We start from the raw sequence: 18,276 nt of genomic DNA, 5'->3' as shown, positions 1-18,276 counted from the left end.
GCCCTACGGCGTCACTGGCCGGCACCCGACACCCCGCCCGCCGAGCCGTGCGGCATCGCCACGCACCGCCACAACGAGAACCCGGTGACCGCGGAGGCGCGCTCTCCCGACTCCGTCGCCGCCGGCCCCCACTCCTGCAGCTGTGTGCATCCGTCCGCCACCACGGCCTTCCGCACCGACTCGGTCGGTGGCGCCGAGTTCTTCAGAACCAGCAGAGGCGTGCGTCCTGCCGCGATCATCCCGGCGACGTCCTGCTCGGTGAAGACCCGCGCCTGGCCGGAGTAGCCGCCGTCGGTGAGCACGCTCGCGCCGGTCGCCGTGATGATCGGCGCCGAGATCGCCCAGGAGTCGGTGAGGAACAGGGGCGCTCCGTCCACCCCGCCGCCGGCGGCACGAGCAGCGGCGACCAGTGCGGTCTCGTCGGCGGTCATCGAGTCGTGCCCGCCGACCGCGTCCGGCGACGAGACCGCGAACGGAGCCGAGGTCTCGGCCCTCTGCGGGAAGCGCAGGCCGACGAGCGCGTCCCCGCCCGACCCGTCGAGGGACGCGTCGAGCACCTGGAGGCTGAACGCGATCGGCCCTGCCAGGATCACGACGGCCGCTGCGAGCGCGATCGAACGATGCCGGGCCGCGCCTCTGCTCGCCGCCGCACCGCCCCTACTCCACCGGGCCGCCACCGCGACCACGACGAGCCCTGCTCCGGCGAGCGCCGCGAGCGGCAGGCCCAGCACCGACGGCAGCTGCCCGCCCACGGCGAGCGCCGCGCTCCACGCCGTCTGCCCGACCAGGAGGAGCGGCAGCACCAGCCGCGCGCCGACCCGGGGCGACGCGAGCAGCCGCACCCCCTCCGCCCAGCCCAGCGCGGCGAGGAGCGCCAGCTGCACGCCGATCGCCGCGACGTACGCCATGTGCGGCACCGTCGCCACCGAGAGCACGCCCGCCGCTGTCACCAGCCACACCGCGAGGCAGACCAGGAGGGCGAAGGCACCGCGGGCACCTCCCCGCCTCCCCCGCCGCGGCCACCAGCGCACGGCGCCGAGCACCAGCCCGGCGAGCGCCGTGGGATACAGCCAGCCGACCTGCGTCGCGTACTGCGCCAGCAGCAGCTTGGCCGGCGAAGACCCCGCTGCTCCGCCCATCGTCGCCACGTGGGCGGAAGCGACGACGGCGCCGGGCACCGCTCCCGGGATCAGCCGGTCGAGCCCGTTGAACCCGAACACCATCGCGAAGACGTCGTTCCCCGTCGACCCGTCGATGTAGGGCCGGTCCCCTGCCGGCACCGCCTGCATCGCGACCATCCACGCCACCGAGGCGCCCACCGCGACGGCCAGGAGCCCGCCCGCCCAGGCGAGCGCTCGGCGCCACCCGCGCACCCCGACGAGAGTCGCCACTACGAGGGCGGGCAGGACGAACCAGGCCTGCATCATCTTCGCCTGGAAGCCGATCCCGATGAACGCTCCGGCCAACAGGAGAGGCCACCACCGCTCCGTCAGCACCGCGCGCTGCCACCACACCAGCGCGACGGCGAGCGCTGCCGTCAGCAGGCCGTCCTCCATCGGGTGCCCGAACATCGACACGAAGATCGGCGTGCTCGCCGCCGCGGCCGCCGCGACCAGCCCGAGCCCCCGGCCGCCCCATCGGAGCCCGACGACCGAGCACGCCGCGACGGTGATCAGCCCCTCGAGCAGCTGCGGCAGCGCGATCGACGACGTCGACATCCCGAACAGCCGGATGCTCAGCGCCTGCGGCACCGCGAACCCCGCCAGCTTGTCCAGCGTCACCGTGGCGGCGGGATCGAAGGCTCCGAACGCCAGCGCGTGCCACGACTCCGACATCGACCGTGCCGCCGCCTCGTAGAAGACGGCGTCTCCGCCTCGGGCGAGATTCCAGCCGGTGAGGACCGTCGAACCGCACAGGATCGCGAGGAGGGTGAGCCGCGCCCACCGGGGTTCGCGCCACCAGCGGGCGAGCGGAGCGGAGTGGGTCACGTCCACCGACGCTAGGGAGCCGGCCTGCCGCCGCCCTTGCGGGCGGTCGGGGAGACGCCGTGCATGCCGCTCCGGCCTCTCAGTCCGGACGCCGCCGGCACGGCCGACGACCAGGAAGGGTGCCGCGCCGCCCGGGTCACCCTCTAGGGTGCGGACATGCCCCGCTCCATGGCCGACCTCTCCTTCCGCCGCGCCCAGTGGGAGCAGCGCTACTCACCGCACGTGGCTCCCGTGAACCGCTGGGTCGACGAGCTGCGGAACCCCTACGGACGCGGCTGGCTGCCCTACGTCGCGCCCCTGCACGGCGGAGTGGAGGCGCGCGTCCTCAGCGTCCTCCGCGATCCCGGCCCCGCCACTCAGGACGGCATCGGAAGCGGCTTCCTCTGCACCGAGAACGACGACCCGACGGCGGAGCTCATGGCCGGGCTGATGGACGAGGTGGGCCTCGCCCCCGTCGACCTGCTGCCGTGGAACGCCTACCCCTGGTACATCGCAGCGGCGCCGAACGCCGAGCAGCTCGACGCCGGCGTCGAGACCGTCCTGCATCTGCTCGCGCTCGCCCCCGACGTCGAGGTGGTCCTCCTTCAGGGCGGCGACGCCGATCACGGCTGGCGGCGCCTCCTCAGGCGGCACCCGGCGATCGAGCGCGAGCGCGGCCTCACGGTGATCCGCACCTTCCATCCGTCGCGACAGGCGCTCTGGGCACGGGATCCCGCCGAGCGGGAGGCGCGCTCCGCTCGACGTCGCGAGGCCTTCGCCGAGGTCGCCGCAGCGCTCCGGTGAGCGGTCCGCAGCGTCACGACGAGGCCCGGAAACGACGGAAGCCCTGACGACGACCAGTGGTCTCATCAGGGCTTTCCGTCGGGCTGACAGGATTTGAACCTGCGACCCCTTGACCCCCAGTCAAGTGCGCTACCAAGCTGCGCCACAGCCCGTGGCAGACCGGGCCGAGGCCCGGGCAACTCGACTACCTTAGCGGATGCCGACGCCGGAAGTGAAAACGAGCGGGCCCCGTAGACTCGCTGCGCGGAACGCGTCGGCACGGGTCGACGCGCCGTCGGCAGCTCGGGAGGCGTCAGCAGTGGATGCGCGGCAGAAGCGATCACAGGTGGCCCTGCACCGGGCCATCATCGAACTCGCGACCGGCCGCGACGTCGCCACCCTCACCGTCTCCGAGATCACGGATCTCGCCGGCGTGAACCGCTCCACTTTCTACGCCCACGCCTCCTCCGCCGCAGAACTGCTCTGCGCCGCCCTGCGGGAAGAGCTCGACGCGATCCGCGAGGGCTACCTCCAGCAGCTCCGGAGCGGCGCCGCGACCGACGCGAGCATCCGCGAGGGCACCTCGCGCGTCCTCGGCCACCTGGACGGTCACCGCGACCTCTACCTCCGCGCCTTCGACGCCCCCGGCGGCGACTCGGGCCTCCGCGCGATGCTCGCGGGGCACTTCCGCACCGCCGTCTCCGCGACGCTCGACACCGGGATCCTCGACGTCCCGGCCGCGGACGCACCGCTCGGGTTCCTCGAGGACGCGACGGCCTCGTTCCTCGCGGCGGGCTCCGTCGGCCTGATGGAGCAGTGGCTCCGCCTGCCCGCGCCCCGCGATCCCGGCAGCTACCTCGCCGCCTACCGACGGCTCCTGCCGCCGTGGTGGCCCTTCGCCACCGGCGACTGACCGGCCTCCCGGCCCTGCCGACGCCCGCTCGGAGAGACGACCGCCCGGTTCCAGAGGAGGCCGCTGAGCCTTCGGCAGCACCGCGCCGCCCGTCACTCCCGCTCGCGACGAGGTCGACCTGCTCGATCGAGACGCATCGGAGCGGCATCCGCCCCCTCGACTCGACGACCGCTCCTCCCGGAGACGCGGACGGCCCGCGGGAGGAGCTCCCACGGGCCGGACACGGTACGGCTGCGCTCAGCGCGCGCGCTTCTCGCGAACGCGCATGTTGACGTTCACCGGCGACCCCTGGAAGCCGTAGATCTCGCGCAGGCGGCGCGCGATGTAGCGGCGGTAGCCCGGGTCGAGGAACCCGGTCGTGAAGAGGACGAATGTCGGCGGGCGCGACGAGGCCTGCGTGCCGAAGAGCACGCGGGGCTGCTTGCCTCCGCGGAGGGGGTGCGGGTGCGCCGCGGTGAGCTCGGCGAGGAAGGCGTTGAACTTGCCCGTCGGGATGCGCGTGTCCCACGACTCGAGGGCGAGCTCGAGCGCCGGCACGAGCTTCTCGAGGTGGCGGCCGGTGCGGGCCGAGATGTTGACGCGGGGCGCCCACGCCACGTGAGCGAGGTCGGTCTCGATCTCGCGCTCGAGGTAGCGGCGGCGCTCGTCGTCGAGGAGGTCCCACTTGTTGAAGGCGAGCACGAGCGCCCGGCCCGACTCCAGCACCAGGTCGATGATGCGGACGTCCTGCTCCGAGATCGGCTGCGAGACGTCGAGGACGACGACGGCGACCTCGGCCTTCTCGAGCGCGGTCGAGGTGCGCAGCGACGCGTAGAAGTCGGCGCCCTGCTGGAGGTGCACGCGGCGGCGGATGCCCGCGGTGTCGACGAAGCGCCAGACCTTGCCGGCGATCTCGACCTGCTCGTCGACCGGGTCGCGCGTGGTGCCGGCGAGCTCGTTGACGACGACCCGCTCCTCCCCCGCCGCCTTGTTGAGCAGGCTGGACTTGCCGACGTTCGGGCGGCCGAGGATCGCGACGCGGCGCGGTCCGCCGACCTCGCGCTTGGCGACGGCCGACTCCAGAGGGAGCTTCTCGAGCACCGCGTCGAGCAGGTCGGCGACGCCGCGGCCGTGGACCGCCGAGACGGGGCGGGGCTCGCCCAGGCCGAGCGACCACAGCGAGGCGGCGTTCGGCTCCTGGCGGGCGTCGTCCACCTTGTTGGCGGCGAGGAAGACCGGCTTCCTCGTCTTGCGCAGCAGCTTCACGACGTGCTCGTCGGTCGCGGTCGCGCCCACGTTCGCGTCGACGACGAAGATGACGGCGTCGGCGAGGTCGATGGCGATCTCGGCCTGCATGGCGACGGAGGCGTCGATGCCGCGGGCGTCGGGCTCCCAGCCGCCGGTGTCGACGATGGTGAACGCCCTGTCGATCCACTCCGCCTTGTAGGACACGCGGTCGCGCGTGACGCCCGGGGTGTCCTCGACGACGGCCTCGCGGCGGCCGAGGATGCGGTTCACCAGCGCGGACTTGCCGACGTTGGGGCGGCCCACGATCGCCACGACCGGGAGGGCGGGGAGGTAGCGGACCTCGTCCGAGTCCTCCCCGGCGAACTCGAGGAGGTCGAGGTCCTCCTCGTCGAGGTCGTAGTCCTCGAGTCCGCTGCGGAGCGCCTGCGCGCGCGAGGAGGCGAGCTGCTCGTCGAGGTCGCCGAGGCGCTCGACGAGGTCGTCGTCTCCGAAGTTCAGCTCGTCGTCACCGACGTGCGTGTCCTGTGCCATGACCGGCCCTTGCTCTCGAAGTTCGGACCTCGGCGACGACCGCGTCGACGGTCTGCTCGAAGTCGAGATGAGTGGAGTCGAGAAGAGTGACTCCTTCTGCGGCGTTCATGAAGTCGACCACCTGCGAGTCGGCGCGGTCCCTCGACCGCAGCGCCTGACCCGTCGCCTCGGCGGATTCCGTGGTGACCTCGCGCGAACGCCTGGCCATTCTAGCCTCTTCGCTCGCCGTCAGCAGGATCCGGACCGGAGCGGTCGGTGCGACGACCGTCGTGATGTCGCGGCCCTCGACGATGATGCCCTCCCGGCGCGTCTCGCCGATGATCCTCCGGAACAGCAGGGTGATCCTCCGACGGACCTCGGGGACCTTCGCCACGGCCGAGACCCGCGCGGTCACCCGGGGCTCGCGGATGGCGGCGGTCACCTCGGTCGGACCGACCCACACCGAGTACGACTCGGGGTCGGTGCCGATGGAGTAGTCGAAGCCGTCGAGCGCGTCGACGATCGCGTCCTGGTCCTCGAAGTCGAGGCCGCGGTCGAGCCCGTGCCAGGCGAGCGCGCGGTAGGCCGCTCCCGTGTCGAGGAACTCGAAGTCGAGGCGGCGGGCGGCAGCCCTCGACACGCTGGACTTGCCGCTGCCGGCCGGGCCGTCGATGGCGACCACGACGGCCTCGCCGAAGTCGCCCTGCTCGGCGGCCTCGGAGCGCGCCTCGCGCTCGGGAGCCGCGCCCCCGTCCTCCGGGATGCTCTGCTGTGCCCGGCGGGCGGGCGTCATCCTGTTCAGGCCGCCCTCCTGCCTGTTCTGCTCGGTGCTCATCCGGCGATCCTCCAGCCGCGTAGGGTCAGTTCTTCGGTCAGCGGCGCGACCGCTTCGGGCACGACCGAGATCTCGGCGAGACCCACTCGGCGCCCCTGCGCGTGCTCGAGGCGCACGTCCTCGAGGTTGACGCCAGCCTCGCCGATCTCCACCAGGAGCCGCGCGAGGGTTCCGGGAGAGTCGTCGACGAGGACGATCAGGGTCGAGAAGCGCTGGTCCTGGCCGTGCTTGCCGGGCAGGCGCGCCACTCCGGCGTTGCCCGCGGCGAGGTGCTCGGCGAGCACGCGGCGCGAGCCGGGCGCCTCGAGGTCGCGAAGCGCGTCGGCCACCGCGGCGACGTCGTCGCGGAAGGCGTCGAGCACCGCGACGACGTGCTCGCGGTTCGCGGCCAGGATCTGCATCCAGAGCTCGGGGGCCGAGGCCGCCAGGCGCGAGACGTCGCGGACGCCCTGCCCGGCGAGGCGGAGCGCCGCGTTCGGGGCGTCGAGGAGGCGCTGGCCGAGCAGTGACGAGATCACCTGCGGGGCGTGCGAGACGAGGCCGACCGAGAGGTCGTGCTCCTCCGGGTCCATCTCGACGATGGTGCCGCCGAGGTCGAGAGCGAGGCCCTCCACCCGCGCGAGCGCGTCGGGCGCGGTCTCGCCGTCGCGGCAGATCACCCAGGGCCGGCCGACGAAGAGGTCCCCCCGCGCGGCGACCGGTCCGCCGCGCTCGCGGCCGGCCATCGGGTGCGAGCCGATGTAGCGGGCGAGGTCGACGCCGCGGGAGCGCAGCTCGCGCAGCGGCTGGGTCTTGACGCTCGCCACGTCGGTGACGACGGCTCCGGGGTGCGCCGCGAGCTCGCGCTCGACGACGCTCGCGGTGACGTCAGGGGGGACGCAGACGACGACGACGGAGGGCCGGTCGTCGGCGGAGGCGGCGCGGCCGGCCCCGTAGTCGATGGCGAGGGAGAGGCTCGCGGGCGAGGCGTCGTCGAGGACGACGTCGATGCCGCGGGAGGCGAGGCCGAGGCCGATGGAGGCGCCGAGCAGTCCGGAGCCGACCACCCGCACCGTCCCGGTCGTCCGCATCGCGGGCGGCGCGGGGTGCAGGAGCTCGTTCACCCCGACAGCCTAGCGATCGGCGCGGCGCTGCTTGTCGGCGCCGGACCGGCGCGGAGGACCGTCGCTCCGCCCGCCGCCGGCGGAGGAGCCGCCGCGATCGGACGACCGTCCCGCCGAGCCGCCGCGGTCGGAGGATCGCCCGGCCGAGCCGCGCTCCGCCGGGGCGCCGCGCTCGCCGCTGTCCGGCCGGGGCCGCCGCGCCCCCGCGCTCGCCTTCTTCGAGGGGACCGCGGGAGCGGCCGCCACTGCCTCGCCGCCCTGCCGCGCGATCGTCAGCAGCGCGCCCAGCTCCTCCCGGGTCAGGTCGCGCAGATCGCCCGAGCGCAGGGTGCCCAGGTGCAGCGGCCCGAACTGGCGGCGGACGAGCTCGATGACGGGGTGGCCGACCGCCGCCATCATCCGGCGGACGACCCGGTTGCGCCCGGAGTGCAGGGTGATCTCGACGAGCGAGGCGTTCGAGCGGCCCTCCGGCCGGCCGAGGAGACGCGCCTTGTCGGCGGCCACCGGTCCGTCGTCGAGCTCGATCCCGGAGGTCAGCGTCGCGATCGTCTGCGGGAGGACCTGCCCGTGCACCTTCGCGATGTAGGTCTTCGTCACTCCGAACGACGGGTGCGCGAGGACGTGGGCGAGCTCGCCGTCGTTGGTCAGAACCAGCAGGCCCGAGGTCTCGGCGTCGAGGCGCCCGACGTTGAACAGCCGCTCCTCGAAGTTCTTCGTGTAGAGGCTGAGGTCGGTGCGTCCGTTCTCGTCCGCCAGCGAGCTGACGACGCCGATCGGCTTGTTGAGCATCACGTAGCGGCGCGAGGTGTCCAGCTGCACCGCGACCCCGTCGACCTCGATCCGGTCGGTCGCCGGATCGATGCGGCGGCCGAGCTCGTCCGCCACCTCGCCGTTGACGCGGATCCGCCGCGCCACGATCATCTCCTCGACCACTCGTCGGGAGGCGACCCCCGCTGCCGCGAGGACCTTCTGCAGTCGTTCGCCGTCGGGGCCGCTGTCAGGCGCGCTCATCGAATCCGTCTCTTCCGTCGCTCAGTAGGGGGGAGATCTTCGGCAGCTCGTCGAGCGAGGTGAGGCCGAGGTGCACGAGCAGCTGCTCGGTGGTGCCGTAGAGGACCGCGCCCGTCTCGGGGTCGTGGCCGACCTCCGCGATGAGGCCGCGGCCGAGGAGGGTGCGCGCGACGGAGTCGACGTTGACCGCGCGGATCTGCGCGACCTGACCGCGCGAGACCGGCTGCTTGTAGGCGATCACGGCGAGCGTCTCGAGCGCCGCCTGCGAGAGCCGCGTCGGGTTCTGCGTCAGGACGAAGTCCTTGACCACCGGGTCGTACTCGCGGCGGACGTAGATCCGCCAGCCGGCACCGACCTCGCGCAGCTCGAAGCCCCGTCGGGTCGCCCCGTCGGCGCCGTCGTAGTCGGCGACCAGGCGCTCGATCGACTGGCGGACCACGGCGATCGGCCTCGACAGCGCGGTCGCGAGGGAGGCGAGCGGCTGCGGCTCGTCCGCGACCATCAGGATCGCCTCGATCGCCCGGTCGATCTCGAACGCGACCGTGCCGGGTCCGGCGTCAGGAGTCATAGTCCGCTCCGAGCGCGGCGAGGCTCGCATCGCTCCACTGCTCGGCGACCCAGCGCAGCGTGAGCTCGCCGAGCGGCTCCGGCTGGTCGAACGAGATCGCAGCGTGCCGGTAGAGCTCGAGCACGGCCAGGAAGCGCGCGACGATCACGCCCTTCTCGTCGGCGTCCGCGATCAGCTCGCCGAAGGTGGCCCTCCCGCGGGCGCGCAGCATCGCCACGACGTGGGCGGCCTGCTCCCGGATGCTGATCTGCGGGGCGTGCAGGTGGTCCAGGCCCACCGTCGGCAGCTCGCGCGGAGCGAGGGCGACGGTCGCGAGGGCGGCGAAGTCGGCGGGCGACAGGGTCCAGACGAGCTCCGGCTTCGCGGACCGGTACTCCTCCTCCAGAGGCACGTCGCGCACATGACGGGCGGTCTCGATCGCGATCCGCTCGGCGAACCACGACGACACCTGCTTGAAGGCCCGGTACTGCAGGAGCCGGGCGAAGAGCAGGTCTCGCGCCTCCAGCAGCGCCGCGTCCTCCGCGTCCACGAGCTCGCCCTGGGGCAGGAGTCCGGCGATCTTCAGGTCGAGGAGCGTCGCGGCGACGACGAGGAACTCCGACGCGCGGTCCAGCCCCTCGAGCGAGTCGATCCCGTGCAGGTACGAGAGGAACTCGTCCGTCACGGCGCTCAGGGCGATCTCGGTGATGTCGACCTGCTGCTTCGCGATGAGGCTCAGCAGGAGGTCGAACGGACCCTCGAAGTTGGTCAGCGCGAGGTGGAACCCGGTGGGAGCGGTGCGCTCCTCGAGGAGGACCTCAGGCGACCGCGCCACGCGAGATCAGCTCCCTGGCGAGCTTGCGGTACGCCTTCGCGGCGTTGTGCTCGGGCGCGAACTGGGTGATCGGGACGCCGGACACGCTGGCGTCCGGGAACTTCACCGTGCGGCCGATCACCGTCTCGAGCACGCTGTCGCCGAAGGCGTCGACCACCCGGTCGAGCACCTCCCGCGAGTGCAGGGTGCGGGAGTCGTACATCGTGGGCAGGATGCCGTCGAGCTCGATCACCGGGTTGAGCCGGTCGCGGACCTTGTCGATCGTCTCGATCAGCAGGGCGACGCCGCGCAGCGCGAAGAACTCGCACTCGAGCGGGATGAGCACGCCGTGGCTCGCGGTGAGCGCGTTGACCGTGAGCAGGCCCAGCGAGGGCTGGCAGTCGATCAGGATGACGTCGTAGTCCGCGCTCACCTTGCGGAGCACGCGGGCGAGGATCTGCTCGCGCGCGACCTCGTTGACGAGGTGGACCTCGGCGGCGGAGAGGTCGATGTTGGCCGGGATGACGTCCAGGCCCGGCACGCGGGTCTTCCGGATCGCCTCGGCCGGGTCCTTCACGGTGCCGAGGAGCAGGTCGTAGATCGTGATGGCGTCGTAGGTCGTGACCCCGAGGCCGGCCGAGAGGGCGCCCTGCGGGTCGAAGTCGATGGCCAGCACGCGGCGGCCGTACTCGGCGAGGGTCGCGCCCAGGTTGATGGTCGTCGTCGTCTTGCCGACGCCGCCCTTCTGGTTGCAGAGGGAGATGATCCGAGCGGGGCCGTGACCGGTGAGCTCCACCGGCAGCGGGAAGTCGCGCAGGGGGCGGCCGGTCGGGCCGAGCGTCGGGGCTTCGAGACCGGTGAGCTCGGCCTTGTCGTCCGTCTTGCGTGTCACCTGCGTCGTCCTCGCTTCCGTGGCGGCGTGCGCTCCCGCGCGGCCTCCGACGAGTGTACCGGCGCCCCGCTCCCCGGCCGCCGCGCCCCGCCGCGCGGGTCCGCGGCTCTAGCGCCGCGCTCGCGGGTGCGCGGACGTGTAGACGTCCCGGAGCGTGTCCGCGGTCACCAGCGTGTAGATCTGCGTCGTCGCCACCGAGGCGTGCCCGAGGAGCTCCTGCACCACGCGGACGTCGGCGCCGCCCGCGAGCAGGTGGGTCGCGAAGGAGTGCCGGAAGGTGTGCGGCGAGATCTCCCGGTCCAGCCCGGCCTTCTCGGCGACGGCGCGGATGACCAGCCAGGCGCTCTGCCGCGACAGGCGGCTCCCGCGGACCCCCAGGAAGAGCGCCGGCGTCGCGCGCCCCCTCCGCGAGAGCTCGGGCCGCGCACGCACGAGGTACTCGTCGACCGCCTCGCGGGCGAAGCGGCCGAGCGGCACCATCCGCTGCTTGGACCCCTTGCCCGTCAGCCGCACCACCTCCGCGGCGACCACGTCGTCGACGTTCAGGTCCACCGCCTCCGAGATGCGCGCGCCCGTCGCGTAGAGCAGCTCCAGCAGGGCCCGGTCCCGCAGGTCCGCGAGCTCCTCGCCGCGCGCCGCGTCGAGCAGTGCCGCCATCTGCTCGACCGTGACCGCCTTCGGCAGGGTCATCGGGATCTTCGGCGGCACCACGTCCCGGGCCACGTCGTCCGCGACGACCCCCTCCTCGAGGGCGAAGCGGTGCAGCCCTCGGACGCTCGAGAGGATCCGTGCGCGCGAGCTCGCCGCGAGCGGCCGCTCCGGGCACGCGGCCAGCCAAGAGGAGAACTCCCCCACGTCGACGCGTCCGAGCTGCGCCAGTTCGACGGTCCCGCGCTCCTCGAGCCAGCCGAGGTAGAGCTCCAGGTCGCGCCGGTAGGCCGCGAGCGTGTGCGCCGAGAGCCCGCGCTCCACGCTCGCCTGCCGGAGGTACGCCTCGGCGCAGGCGCGGGGGCTCACCCCCGGGGGTGGCGGACCAGCGGGTGGCGCGTCCACGGCGAGGACGCGTCGCCCAGCCCGTCCCAGTCGCGCGAGCGGAACGCGTGCGCCGCGAGCACCGCGATCGTCAGCGAGGGGTTCTGCACCCGGCGGGCGAGGACCGCCTCGACCGCCTCGTCCAGCGGCACCCACCGCAGCTCCATGTCGGCCTCCTCCGCCTCGCGGTCGAAGGCGGAGCCGGTGGACGAGAGCCCGCGGGCCAGGTAGATCCGGATGACCTCGTCGCTGCCGCCCGGCGAGGTGGCGAACTCCGAGAGCAGGTCCCAGCGCTCGGCCTGCAGGTCCGTCTCCTCGCCCAGCTCCCGCTGAGCGGCGACCAGCGGATCCTCGCCCTCCACGTCGAGCAGGCCGGCCGGGATCTCCCACTCGCGGGTGCGGACCGGGTGCCGGTACTGCTTGATCAGGGCGACGCGGTCCTCGTCGTCGAGGGCCAGCACCGCGACGGCTCCCGTGTGATCGAGGAACTCCCGGCGCAGCTCGCCGCCGCCGTAGCGGAACGTCTCCGCGCGGACGCCCCAGACCATCCCGTCGAAGACGCGCTCACTGGTCAGGACCTCCGGCTCGACGAGCTCGTCCGACAGCGGCTCACTCATCGGCGCCCGCCTCCGATGCCGGGAAGAGGCGCGAGGCCTCCTGGCGCTCGAGGGCGGCGGTCACGAGGCCGCGGAAGAGCGGGTGCGCGGCGTTCGGGCGCGAGCGGAGCTCCGGGTGCGCCTGCGTGCCCACGTAATAGGGGTGCTTCTCGCGGGGCAGCTCGACGTACTCCACGAGGTGGCCGTCGGGCGAGAGGCCCGAGAACCAGAGCCCCGCCTCGGCGATCCGGTCGCGGTAGCGGTTGTTGACCTCGTAGCGGTGGCGGTGGCGCTCGGCCGCCTCAGGTGCGCCGTACACCTCGGCGACGATCGAGCCCTCGGCGAGCTCGGCCGTGTAGAGGCCGAGGCGCATCGTGCCGCCCATGTCCCCGGACGCGAGGATCTCGACCTGCTCGGCCATCGTCGCGATGACGGGGAACTCCGTCTCCGGGTCGAACTCCGACGACGAGGCCCCCTCGAGGCCGGCCTCGTTGCGGGCGTACTCGATGACCATGCACTGCAGGCCGAGGCAGAGCCCGAGGGTCGGTATCCCGTTCTCCCGCGCGAAGCGCAGCGCGCCGAGCTTGCCCTCGATGCCGCGGATGCCGAAGCCGCCGGGCACGCAGATGCCGTCGAGCTCGGAGAGCGCCTTGGCCGCAGCCTCGGGGTCCTCGAGCCCGTCGGAGGCGATCCAGCGGATGGCGACCTTCGTCTGCTGCGCGAAGCCGCCGGCTCGCAGAGCCTCCGTCACGGAGAGGTAGGCGTCGGGCAGGTCGATGTACTTCCCGACCAGGCCGATGGTGACCTCGTGCTTGGGCTCGTGCACGGCCTCGAGCAGTCGCGACCAGCCGTCCCAGACGACCTCGCCGGCCGGGAGGCCCAGCTGGTCGATGATGTAGGCGTCGAGGCCCTGCTCGTTGAGCATCTGCGGGATCTCGTAGATCGACGCGACGTCCTTGGCGTTGACCACGGCCTGCTCGTCGACGTCGCACATCAGCGCGATCTTGCGCTTGTTCGACTCCGAGACGGGCCGGTCGCTCCGCAGCACCAGGGCGTCCGGCTGGATGCCGATCGAGCGCAGCGCCGCGACGGAGTGCTGGGTGGGCTTGGTCTTCTGCTCGCCGGAGGCGCCCATGAAGGGCACCAGCGAGACGTGCACGAAGAAGACGTTGCGGCGGCCGAGCTCGTGGCGGACCTGGCGGGCCGACTCGATGAACGGCTGGCTCTCGATGTCGCCGACGGTGCCGCCGATCTCGGTGATGATGACGTCCGGCTGCGGGTCGTCCTCCGACTGGAGGCGCATGCGCCGCTTGATCTCGTCCGTGATGTGCGGGATGACCTGGACCGTGTCGCCGAGGTACTCGCCGGCGCGCTCGCGCGCGATGACCCTCGAGTAGATCTGGCCGGTCGTGACGTTCGCGGCCTGGTTCAGGTTGATGTCGAGGAAGCGCTCGTAGTGGCCGATGTCGAGGTCGGTCTCTGCGCCGTCGTCGGTCACGAAGACCTCGCCGTGCTGGAACGGGTTCATCGTCCCCGGGTCCACGTTGAGGTACGGGTCGAGCTTCTGCATGACGACGCGCAGCCCGCGCGCGGTCAGCAGGTTGCCCAGGCTCGCGGCCGTGAGTCCCTTGCCGAGCGAGGAGACGACACCGCCGGTGACGAAGATGTGCTTCGTGATCTTCGAGGGGGCGTCCTGCCCGGCCGTCGAAGCGCTCCGGGTCGAGGACCCGGAGGAGCCCTCGGGATCCGAGGGAGAAGAAGAGGAAAGGCCCGCGTTCGTAAAGTCCACCACGGGGTTCCACCGTAACAGCAGAACGGCGGCGGCGGACCGCCCGGGACGGATCGATGTCGTCCCGGGCCGCTCGCTATCAGCCCCGCCGGCTCGATTCGAGGAGCTCCCGCGCATGAGCGAGAGCATTGGCCGAGTCGGTGAGCCCCGAGAGCAGGCGCGCCATCTCGGACACCCGCTCCTCGGAGTCGAGCTGCGTCACGGCGCTCGAGGTCACCGCGCCGTCCGAGCCCTTCTCGACGCGGAGGTGGTTCGTGGCGAATGCGGCGACCTGCGCCAGGTGGGTCACCACGATGACCTGCGACGTCTCGGCGAGCCGCGCGAGCCGTCGGCCGATCTCGATCGCCGCTGCTCCGCCGACCCCTGCGTCGACCTCGTCGAAGACGAACGTCGGCACGGGGTCGTTGGCGGCGACCACGACCTCGATCGCGAGCATCACCCGCGAGAGCTCGCCGCCCGAGGCTCCGCGGGCGAGGGGCCGGGGTGCGGCCCCGGTGTGCGGCTGGAGCAGCATCTCGACGGAGTCGCGCCCGTGGACGCTCGGCTCCCCCGCGGCCGTCACCTTCACGTGCAGGCGCGCATCCGCCATGGCCAGCGCGGTGAGCTCGTCGCTGACCCGCTCCCCCAGCTCGGCGGCCGCCGCGGTCCGCAGCTCGGTCAGCCGGGTCGCGAGGCGGTCGACGAGGTCCGCGTCGGCCGCGGTGTCGGCCTCGAGAGCCGCGATCCTCTCGTCGTCGCCGTCGAGCTCGAGCAGGCGGAGTCCGGAGGAGTCCACCAGGTCGAGCACGTCGTCCAGCGTCGGTCCGTAGGTGCGGGCGAGCAGAGACAGCTCCGCCCGCCGGTTCTCGATCAGCTCCAGGTCGTGCGCGCCGTCGAGGTCGAGCTCCGCCAGGTACGAGGAGAGCCCGCCGGCGGCGTCGACGAGGAGCACCGCCGCCTCGCCGAGCGTCTGGACCGTCGGCTGCAGCGCGGCGTCGTGCTCGGCCGCCCGCTCCAGCACGCGCCGCGCCGTCTCGAGGAGCCCGAGCGCGTCCCGCCCGTCCAGCTCCTCGGACGAGATCGCCTCGCGGGCCTCGCCGGCGGCGAGCCGCAGCTGCTCGATGCTCCCGAGCCGGGCGGACTGCGCCGCGAGCTCGACGTCCTCCCCGCGCTGGGGGGCGACCACCTCGATCTCGGCGAGGGCGGAGCGGAGCCGTTCGGCTTCGCGGGCGCGCGTCTCCCGGGCCTCGGTGAGCGAGTCGAGCTCCTCCCGGTTGGCCCGCCAGCGCTCGAAGGCGCTCGCGTAGTCGCGGAGGGCGTCGGCGAGACCGGGTCCGCCGAACCGGTCGAGCGCCTCACGCTGCGCCGCGGCGGAGCGGAGGCGGATCTGGTCCGACTGCCCGTGCACGACGACCAGCTGATCGGCGAGCTCGCTCAGCACGCTGACCGGTGCGCTCCGGCCGCCGACGACGGCTCGCCCGCGTCCCTCCGCCGAGACCGAGCGCGCGAGGAGCAGCTCCGGGCCGTCGAGATCGCCGCCGGCGTCGTGGACCCGCTCGGCGACCGGGCCCTGCTCTGGGACCAGCCAGCGCCCCGACACCCAGGCCTGCTTCGCTCCCGAGCGCACCGCGGACGCGTCAGAGCGCGCGCCCAGCACGAGGCCGAGCGCCGTGACCACCATCGTCTTGCCGGCGCCGGTCTCGCCGGTGACCGCGGTGAAGCCCGGTCCGAGCGGGAGCGTCGCCTCGGCGATCACTCCGAGGTCGCGGATCTGCAGCTCTTCGAGCATCGGGCCTTACTCCGTCTCCGCCGACCCCCGCCATCCGCGGATGGGGAGACCGAACTTGTGCACGAGTCGATCGGTGAAGGGGGCGTCGTGCAGGCGCGCGAAGCGCACGGGCACGGGCGAGCGACGGTAGACGACGCGCGCTCCCGGCGGCAGCTCGTAGGCGCGCCGGCCGTCGGCCCAGAGGACGCCGACGCCGTCGGTCCTCTCCTTGACCTCGACGGCGAGGCTCGACGACGGACCCACGACGAGGGGCCGTGCGAAGAGCGCATGGGCACTGAGCGGAACGAGGAGCATCGCCTCGACGGTCGGCCACACGACGGGGCCGCCCCCGGAGAAGGCGTAAGCGGTGGAACCGGTCGGAGTGGACACGACGATGCCGTCGCAGCCGAAGCTCGACAGCGGACGTCCGTCGACGCCCACCATGACCTCGAGCATCCGCTCGCGACTGCCCTTCTCGACGGTGGCCTCGTTGAGCGCCCAGGTCTCGTAGACGACGGCCTCGTCGATCTTGACGCGCACCTGCAAGGTCATCCGCTCCTCGACCGCGTAGTCGCCGTCGAGCGCACGGGCGACCGCGTCGTCGAGATCGTCCCGCTCGCTCTCGGCGAGGAACCCGACGTGGCCGAGGTTCACGCCGAGCAGAGGGGCCGTCCCGGACCGGACGATCTCCGCCGCGCGGAGGATGGTCCCGTCCCCGCCGAGCACGAACACGAGCTCGATGGACTCGAGCGGCACGTCGGACCCGAGCACGGCGACGTCGCTCAGATCCGGAGCGACCGCGACGATGTCGCCCTTGTCGTCGGCGCAGAGGACCGGGTGGGCGCCGGAGTTCCGGAGACGCTCGACGACGAGGACCGCCGCATCGAGGGAGTCCGTCCGTCCGGTGTGGGCGACGACGAGGATGTTGCGCTCGTCACGAGGGGACTGCATCGAGGGTGTGTCCTTCTGGTCGGTCGACAGCGGCGGACACGATCGCGTCACCCGGTGGTGAGCGCGGTGACCGCGTCCCTCCATTCTGTCGGAATCGTTCCGCGGTCGCGGTGGAGGTGCGCCAGATACTCGCGATTCCCAGCGCCCCCCGGGAGTGGCGACTCGGCCAGCCCGACGACGCCGAGCCCCAGGTCCCACGCCGACCACAGGACGTCCGAGAGGGCCTCGCGACGCAGCTCGGGATCCCGGACGATCCCCTCCCGCACTCCCAAGCGGCCGACCTCGAACTGCGGCTTCACCAGCACCACGAAGTCGGCGAGCGGATCCACAGAGGCGGCGACCGGAGGCAGAACCATCCGCAGGGAGATGAAGGACACGTCGGACACGACCAGGTCCGGCACGATCTCGGTCCTGGCGGCTTCGGCGAGCCGGGCGGCGGTGAGATCCCGCGCATTGAACCCCTCCACCACGTGGACGCGATCGTCGGACCGGATCCGGGGAGCGAGCTGCGCGTGCCCGACGTCGAGGGCGATCACCGAGGCGGCGCCGCGCTCGAGCAGGACCTGCGAGAACCCGCCCGTCGACGCCCCGACGTCGAGAGCGTTCCGGCCGCCGACTCGCACCGTCACGAAGGTGTCGAGGGCGGCGAGCAGCTTGTGGGCGGCCCGGCTGACGTAGTGGTCGAGGCCGGCGACCGCGACGTCCTGATCGTCGCGGACGCGGATCGAGGGCTTCAGTGCAGGGACACCGTCCACCGTCACCAGACCGTCGGCGATCATCCGAGCGGCATGGGTGCGGGACCGGGCGATGCCCCGCTCGGCGAGAGCCGAGTCGAGTCGCGAGTCGTCGGTCATCGGTCGCGGTCCGCGTTCTCGAGTCGGATGCGCAGCTGCTCCTGCAGCTGAACGTATCCGGCTGCCCTCTCATTGAGCGCAGCCTGCTCGATCCGGAGGAGCTCGTCTGACAGGACGTGTTCCTCCACGACGTCGAAGCCGTTCTGGAGCGGCCTCGATTCCGGAGAGGGCGTCGGGTCGTGCTGAGTCATCGCTGCTCCTCGTTCCGGAGTCGGGCGACGACGGTCATCGTCGCTCCAGCCGGCCCTGTTCCTCCTCGAACAGAGACCGACCGGTTAAACAGCGATGGCCACCCATTTCTGGGTGGCCATCGTGAATGGTGTCCGGCGGTGTCCTACTCTCCCACAGGGTCCCCCCTGCAGTACCATCGGCGCTGAGAGTCTTAGCTTCCGGGTTCGGAATGTGACCGGGCGTTTCCCTCTCGCTATGGCCGCCGTAACCCTGGCGACACACGCACCCGAGGGCACATGGTCAAATCTGGGTTACACGCCGTGCGTGTATTCAATTGTTCCGGTCCTCCCGAAGGAGGATGCGGGGTGCCCGTCTTCTGGGAACCACAAAGTGGACGCAAGCAATCTCTGGCCACTCCTACCAGCCTTTACAACGGTATGAGTGTAGTGATTATCAAGTTATCGGCTTATTAGTACCGGTCAGCTCCGACAGTCTTTAGTCCTGTCTTCCACATCCGGCCTATCAACCCAGTCG

General features: G+C 72.4%; 16 protein-coding genes, 1 tRNA gene, 1 rRNA gene and 1 pseudogene. 2 read left to right on the top strand and 17 right to left on the bottom strand.

What is annotated here, in order from left to right:
• Positions 1-11: 11 nt before the first annotated feature.
• On the bottom strand, positions 12-1,988 hold the full coding sequence (locus C5D66_RS08025) for a glycosyltransferase family 39 protein (protein WP_104255458.1): 1,977 nt from the start codon (positions 1,986-1,988) through the stop codon (positions 12-14).
• Between the two features lie 156 nt (positions 1,989-2,144).
• Here C5D66_RS08025 and C5D66_RS08020 point away from each other — a divergent pair, with 156 nt between their 5' ends.
• Positions 2,145-2,771: a uracil-DNA glycosylase gene (locus C5D66_RS08020; RefSeq protein WP_104255457.1), complete on the top strand. Its 627-nt coding sequence runs from the start codon at positions 2,145-2,147 to the stop codon at positions 2,769-2,771.
• 78 nt (positions 2,772-2,849) lie between these two features.
• Here C5D66_RS08020 and C5D66_RS08015 read toward each other — a convergent pair.
• Positions 2,850-2,923, bottom strand: a tRNA-Pro gene (locus tag C5D66_RS08015).
• 173 nt (positions 2,924-3,096) lie between these two features.
• Here C5D66_RS08015 and C5D66_RS08010 point away from each other — a divergent pair.
• Positions 3,097-3,663 (top strand): TetR/AcrR family transcriptional regulator, encoded by a 567-nt coding sequence (locus C5D66_RS08010; RefSeq protein WP_104255456.1) that lies wholly within the window; start codon positions 3,097-3,099, stop codon positions 3,661-3,663.
• A gap of 237 nt (positions 3,664-3,900) precedes the next feature.
• On the opposite strand, the gene der is transcribed toward C5D66_RS08010, so the two are convergent.
• The 15 genes and pseudogenes from der to rrf all read right to left on the bottom strand — a co-directional run bounded on the left by der (position 3,901) and on the right by rrf (position 18,009).
• Positions 3,901-5,421: a ribosome biogenesis GTPase Der gene (gene der, locus C5D66_RS08005; RefSeq protein ID WP_104255455.1), complete on the bottom strand. Its 1,521-nt coding sequence runs from the start codon at positions 5,419-5,421 to the stop codon at positions 3,901-3,903.
• Entirely contained in the window at positions 5,396-6,235 is an 840-nt protein-coding gene (gene cmk, locus C5D66_RS08000) for a (d)CMP kinase (RefSeq protein WP_244229618.1), read from the bottom strand. The genes der and cmk overlap by 26 nt, the downstream gene beginning before the upstream one ends.
• Positions 6,232-7,305, bottom strand: coding sequence for a prephenate dehydrogenase (locus tag C5D66_RS07995; protein WP_104233408.1), 1,074 nt, complete (start codon positions 7,303-7,305; stop codon positions 6,232-6,234). The genes cmk and C5D66_RS07995 overlap by 4 nt, the downstream gene beginning before the upstream one ends.
• Positions 7,306-7,578: 273 nt before the next feature.
• Positions 7,579-8,349, bottom strand: a pseudogene (locus C5D66_RS07990) (pseudouridine synthase); the annotation flags it as partial.
• Complete coding sequence (gene scpB, locus C5D66_RS07985) at positions 8,336-8,917, bottom strand: SMC-Scp complex subunit ScpB (protein ID WP_104247181.1); 582 nt, start codon at positions 8,915-8,917, stop codon at positions 8,336-8,338. The gene scpB and the pseudogene C5D66_RS07990, both read right to left, overlap by 14 nt.
• Positions 8,907-9,731: a ScpA family protein gene (locus C5D66_RS07980; protein WP_104255454.1), complete on the bottom strand. Its 825-nt coding sequence runs from the start codon at positions 9,729-9,731 to the stop codon at positions 8,907-8,909. Before C5D66_RS07980 ends, scpB begins: the two co-directional genes overlap by 11 nt.
• A complete protein-coding gene (locus C5D66_RS07975) occupies positions 9,715-10,602 on the bottom strand; it encodes a ParA family protein (RefSeq protein ID WP_104255453.1) in 888 nt (295 codons plus the stop codon). Before C5D66_RS07975 ends, C5D66_RS07980 begins: the two co-directional genes overlap by 17 nt.
• A gap of 108 nt (positions 10,603-10,710) precedes the next feature.
• Positions 10,711-11,619, bottom strand: a complete 909-nt coding sequence (gene xerD / locus C5D66_RS07970) for a site-specific tyrosine recombinase XerD (RefSeq protein ID WP_104255452.1) — start codon at positions 11,617-11,619, stop codon at positions 10,711-10,713.
• Positions 11,616-12,251: an NUDIX hydrolase gene (locus C5D66_RS07965; protein WP_104255451.1), complete on the bottom strand. Its 636-nt coding sequence runs from the start codon at positions 12,249-12,251 to the stop codon at positions 11,616-11,618. The genes xerD and C5D66_RS07965 overlap by 4 nt, the downstream gene beginning before the upstream one ends.
• Positions 12,244-13,908 carry a CTP synthase gene (locus C5D66_RS07960; protein ID WP_104222604.1) on the bottom strand — a complete coding sequence of 555 codons (1,665 nt, stop codon included), beginning with the start codon at positions 13,906-13,908 and terminating at the stop codon, positions 12,244-12,246. Before C5D66_RS07960 ends, C5D66_RS07965 begins: the two co-directional genes overlap by 8 nt.
• Before the next feature lie 190 nt (positions 13,909-14,098).
• Positions 14,099-15,787: a DNA repair protein RecN gene (gene recN / locus C5D66_RS07955; RefSeq protein WP_104250718.1), complete on the bottom strand. Its 1,689-nt coding sequence runs from the start codon at positions 15,785-15,787 to the stop codon at positions 14,099-14,101.
• Between the two features lie 6 nt (positions 15,788-15,793).
• Positions 15,794-16,717 (bottom strand): NAD kinase, encoded by a 924-nt coding sequence (locus tag C5D66_RS07950; protein ID WP_104222498.1) that lies wholly within the window; start codon positions 16,715-16,717, stop codon positions 15,794-15,796.
• A 47-nt stretch (positions 16,718-16,764) separates the two neighbouring features.
• A complete protein-coding gene (locus C5D66_RS07945; RefSeq protein WP_104255450.1) occupies positions 16,765-17,571 on the bottom strand; it encodes a TlyA family RNA methyltransferase in 807 nt (268 codons plus the stop codon).
• Complete coding sequence (locus tag C5D66_RS07940; RefSeq protein ID WP_104255449.1) at positions 17,568-17,762, bottom strand: hypothetical protein; 195 nt, start codon at positions 17,760-17,762, stop codon at positions 17,568-17,570. The genes C5D66_RS07945 and C5D66_RS07940 overlap by 4 nt, the downstream gene beginning before the upstream one ends.
• A 130-nt stretch (positions 17,763-17,892) precedes the next feature.
• Positions 17,893-18,009: ribosomal RNA gene (rrf, locus tag C5D66_RS07935) — 5S ribosomal RNA — on the bottom strand.
• Positions 18,010-18,276 lie beyond the last annotated feature (267 nt).

This window comes from Rathayibacter sp. AY1B4, from assembly GCF_002932815.1.
Lineage (GTDB): Bacteria > Actinomycetota > Actinomycetes > Actinomycetales > Microbacteriaceae > Rathayibacter.
Note: the sequence above shows the minus strand (reverse complement) of the source record. Positions and strands in the feature narration are given on the sequence as shown.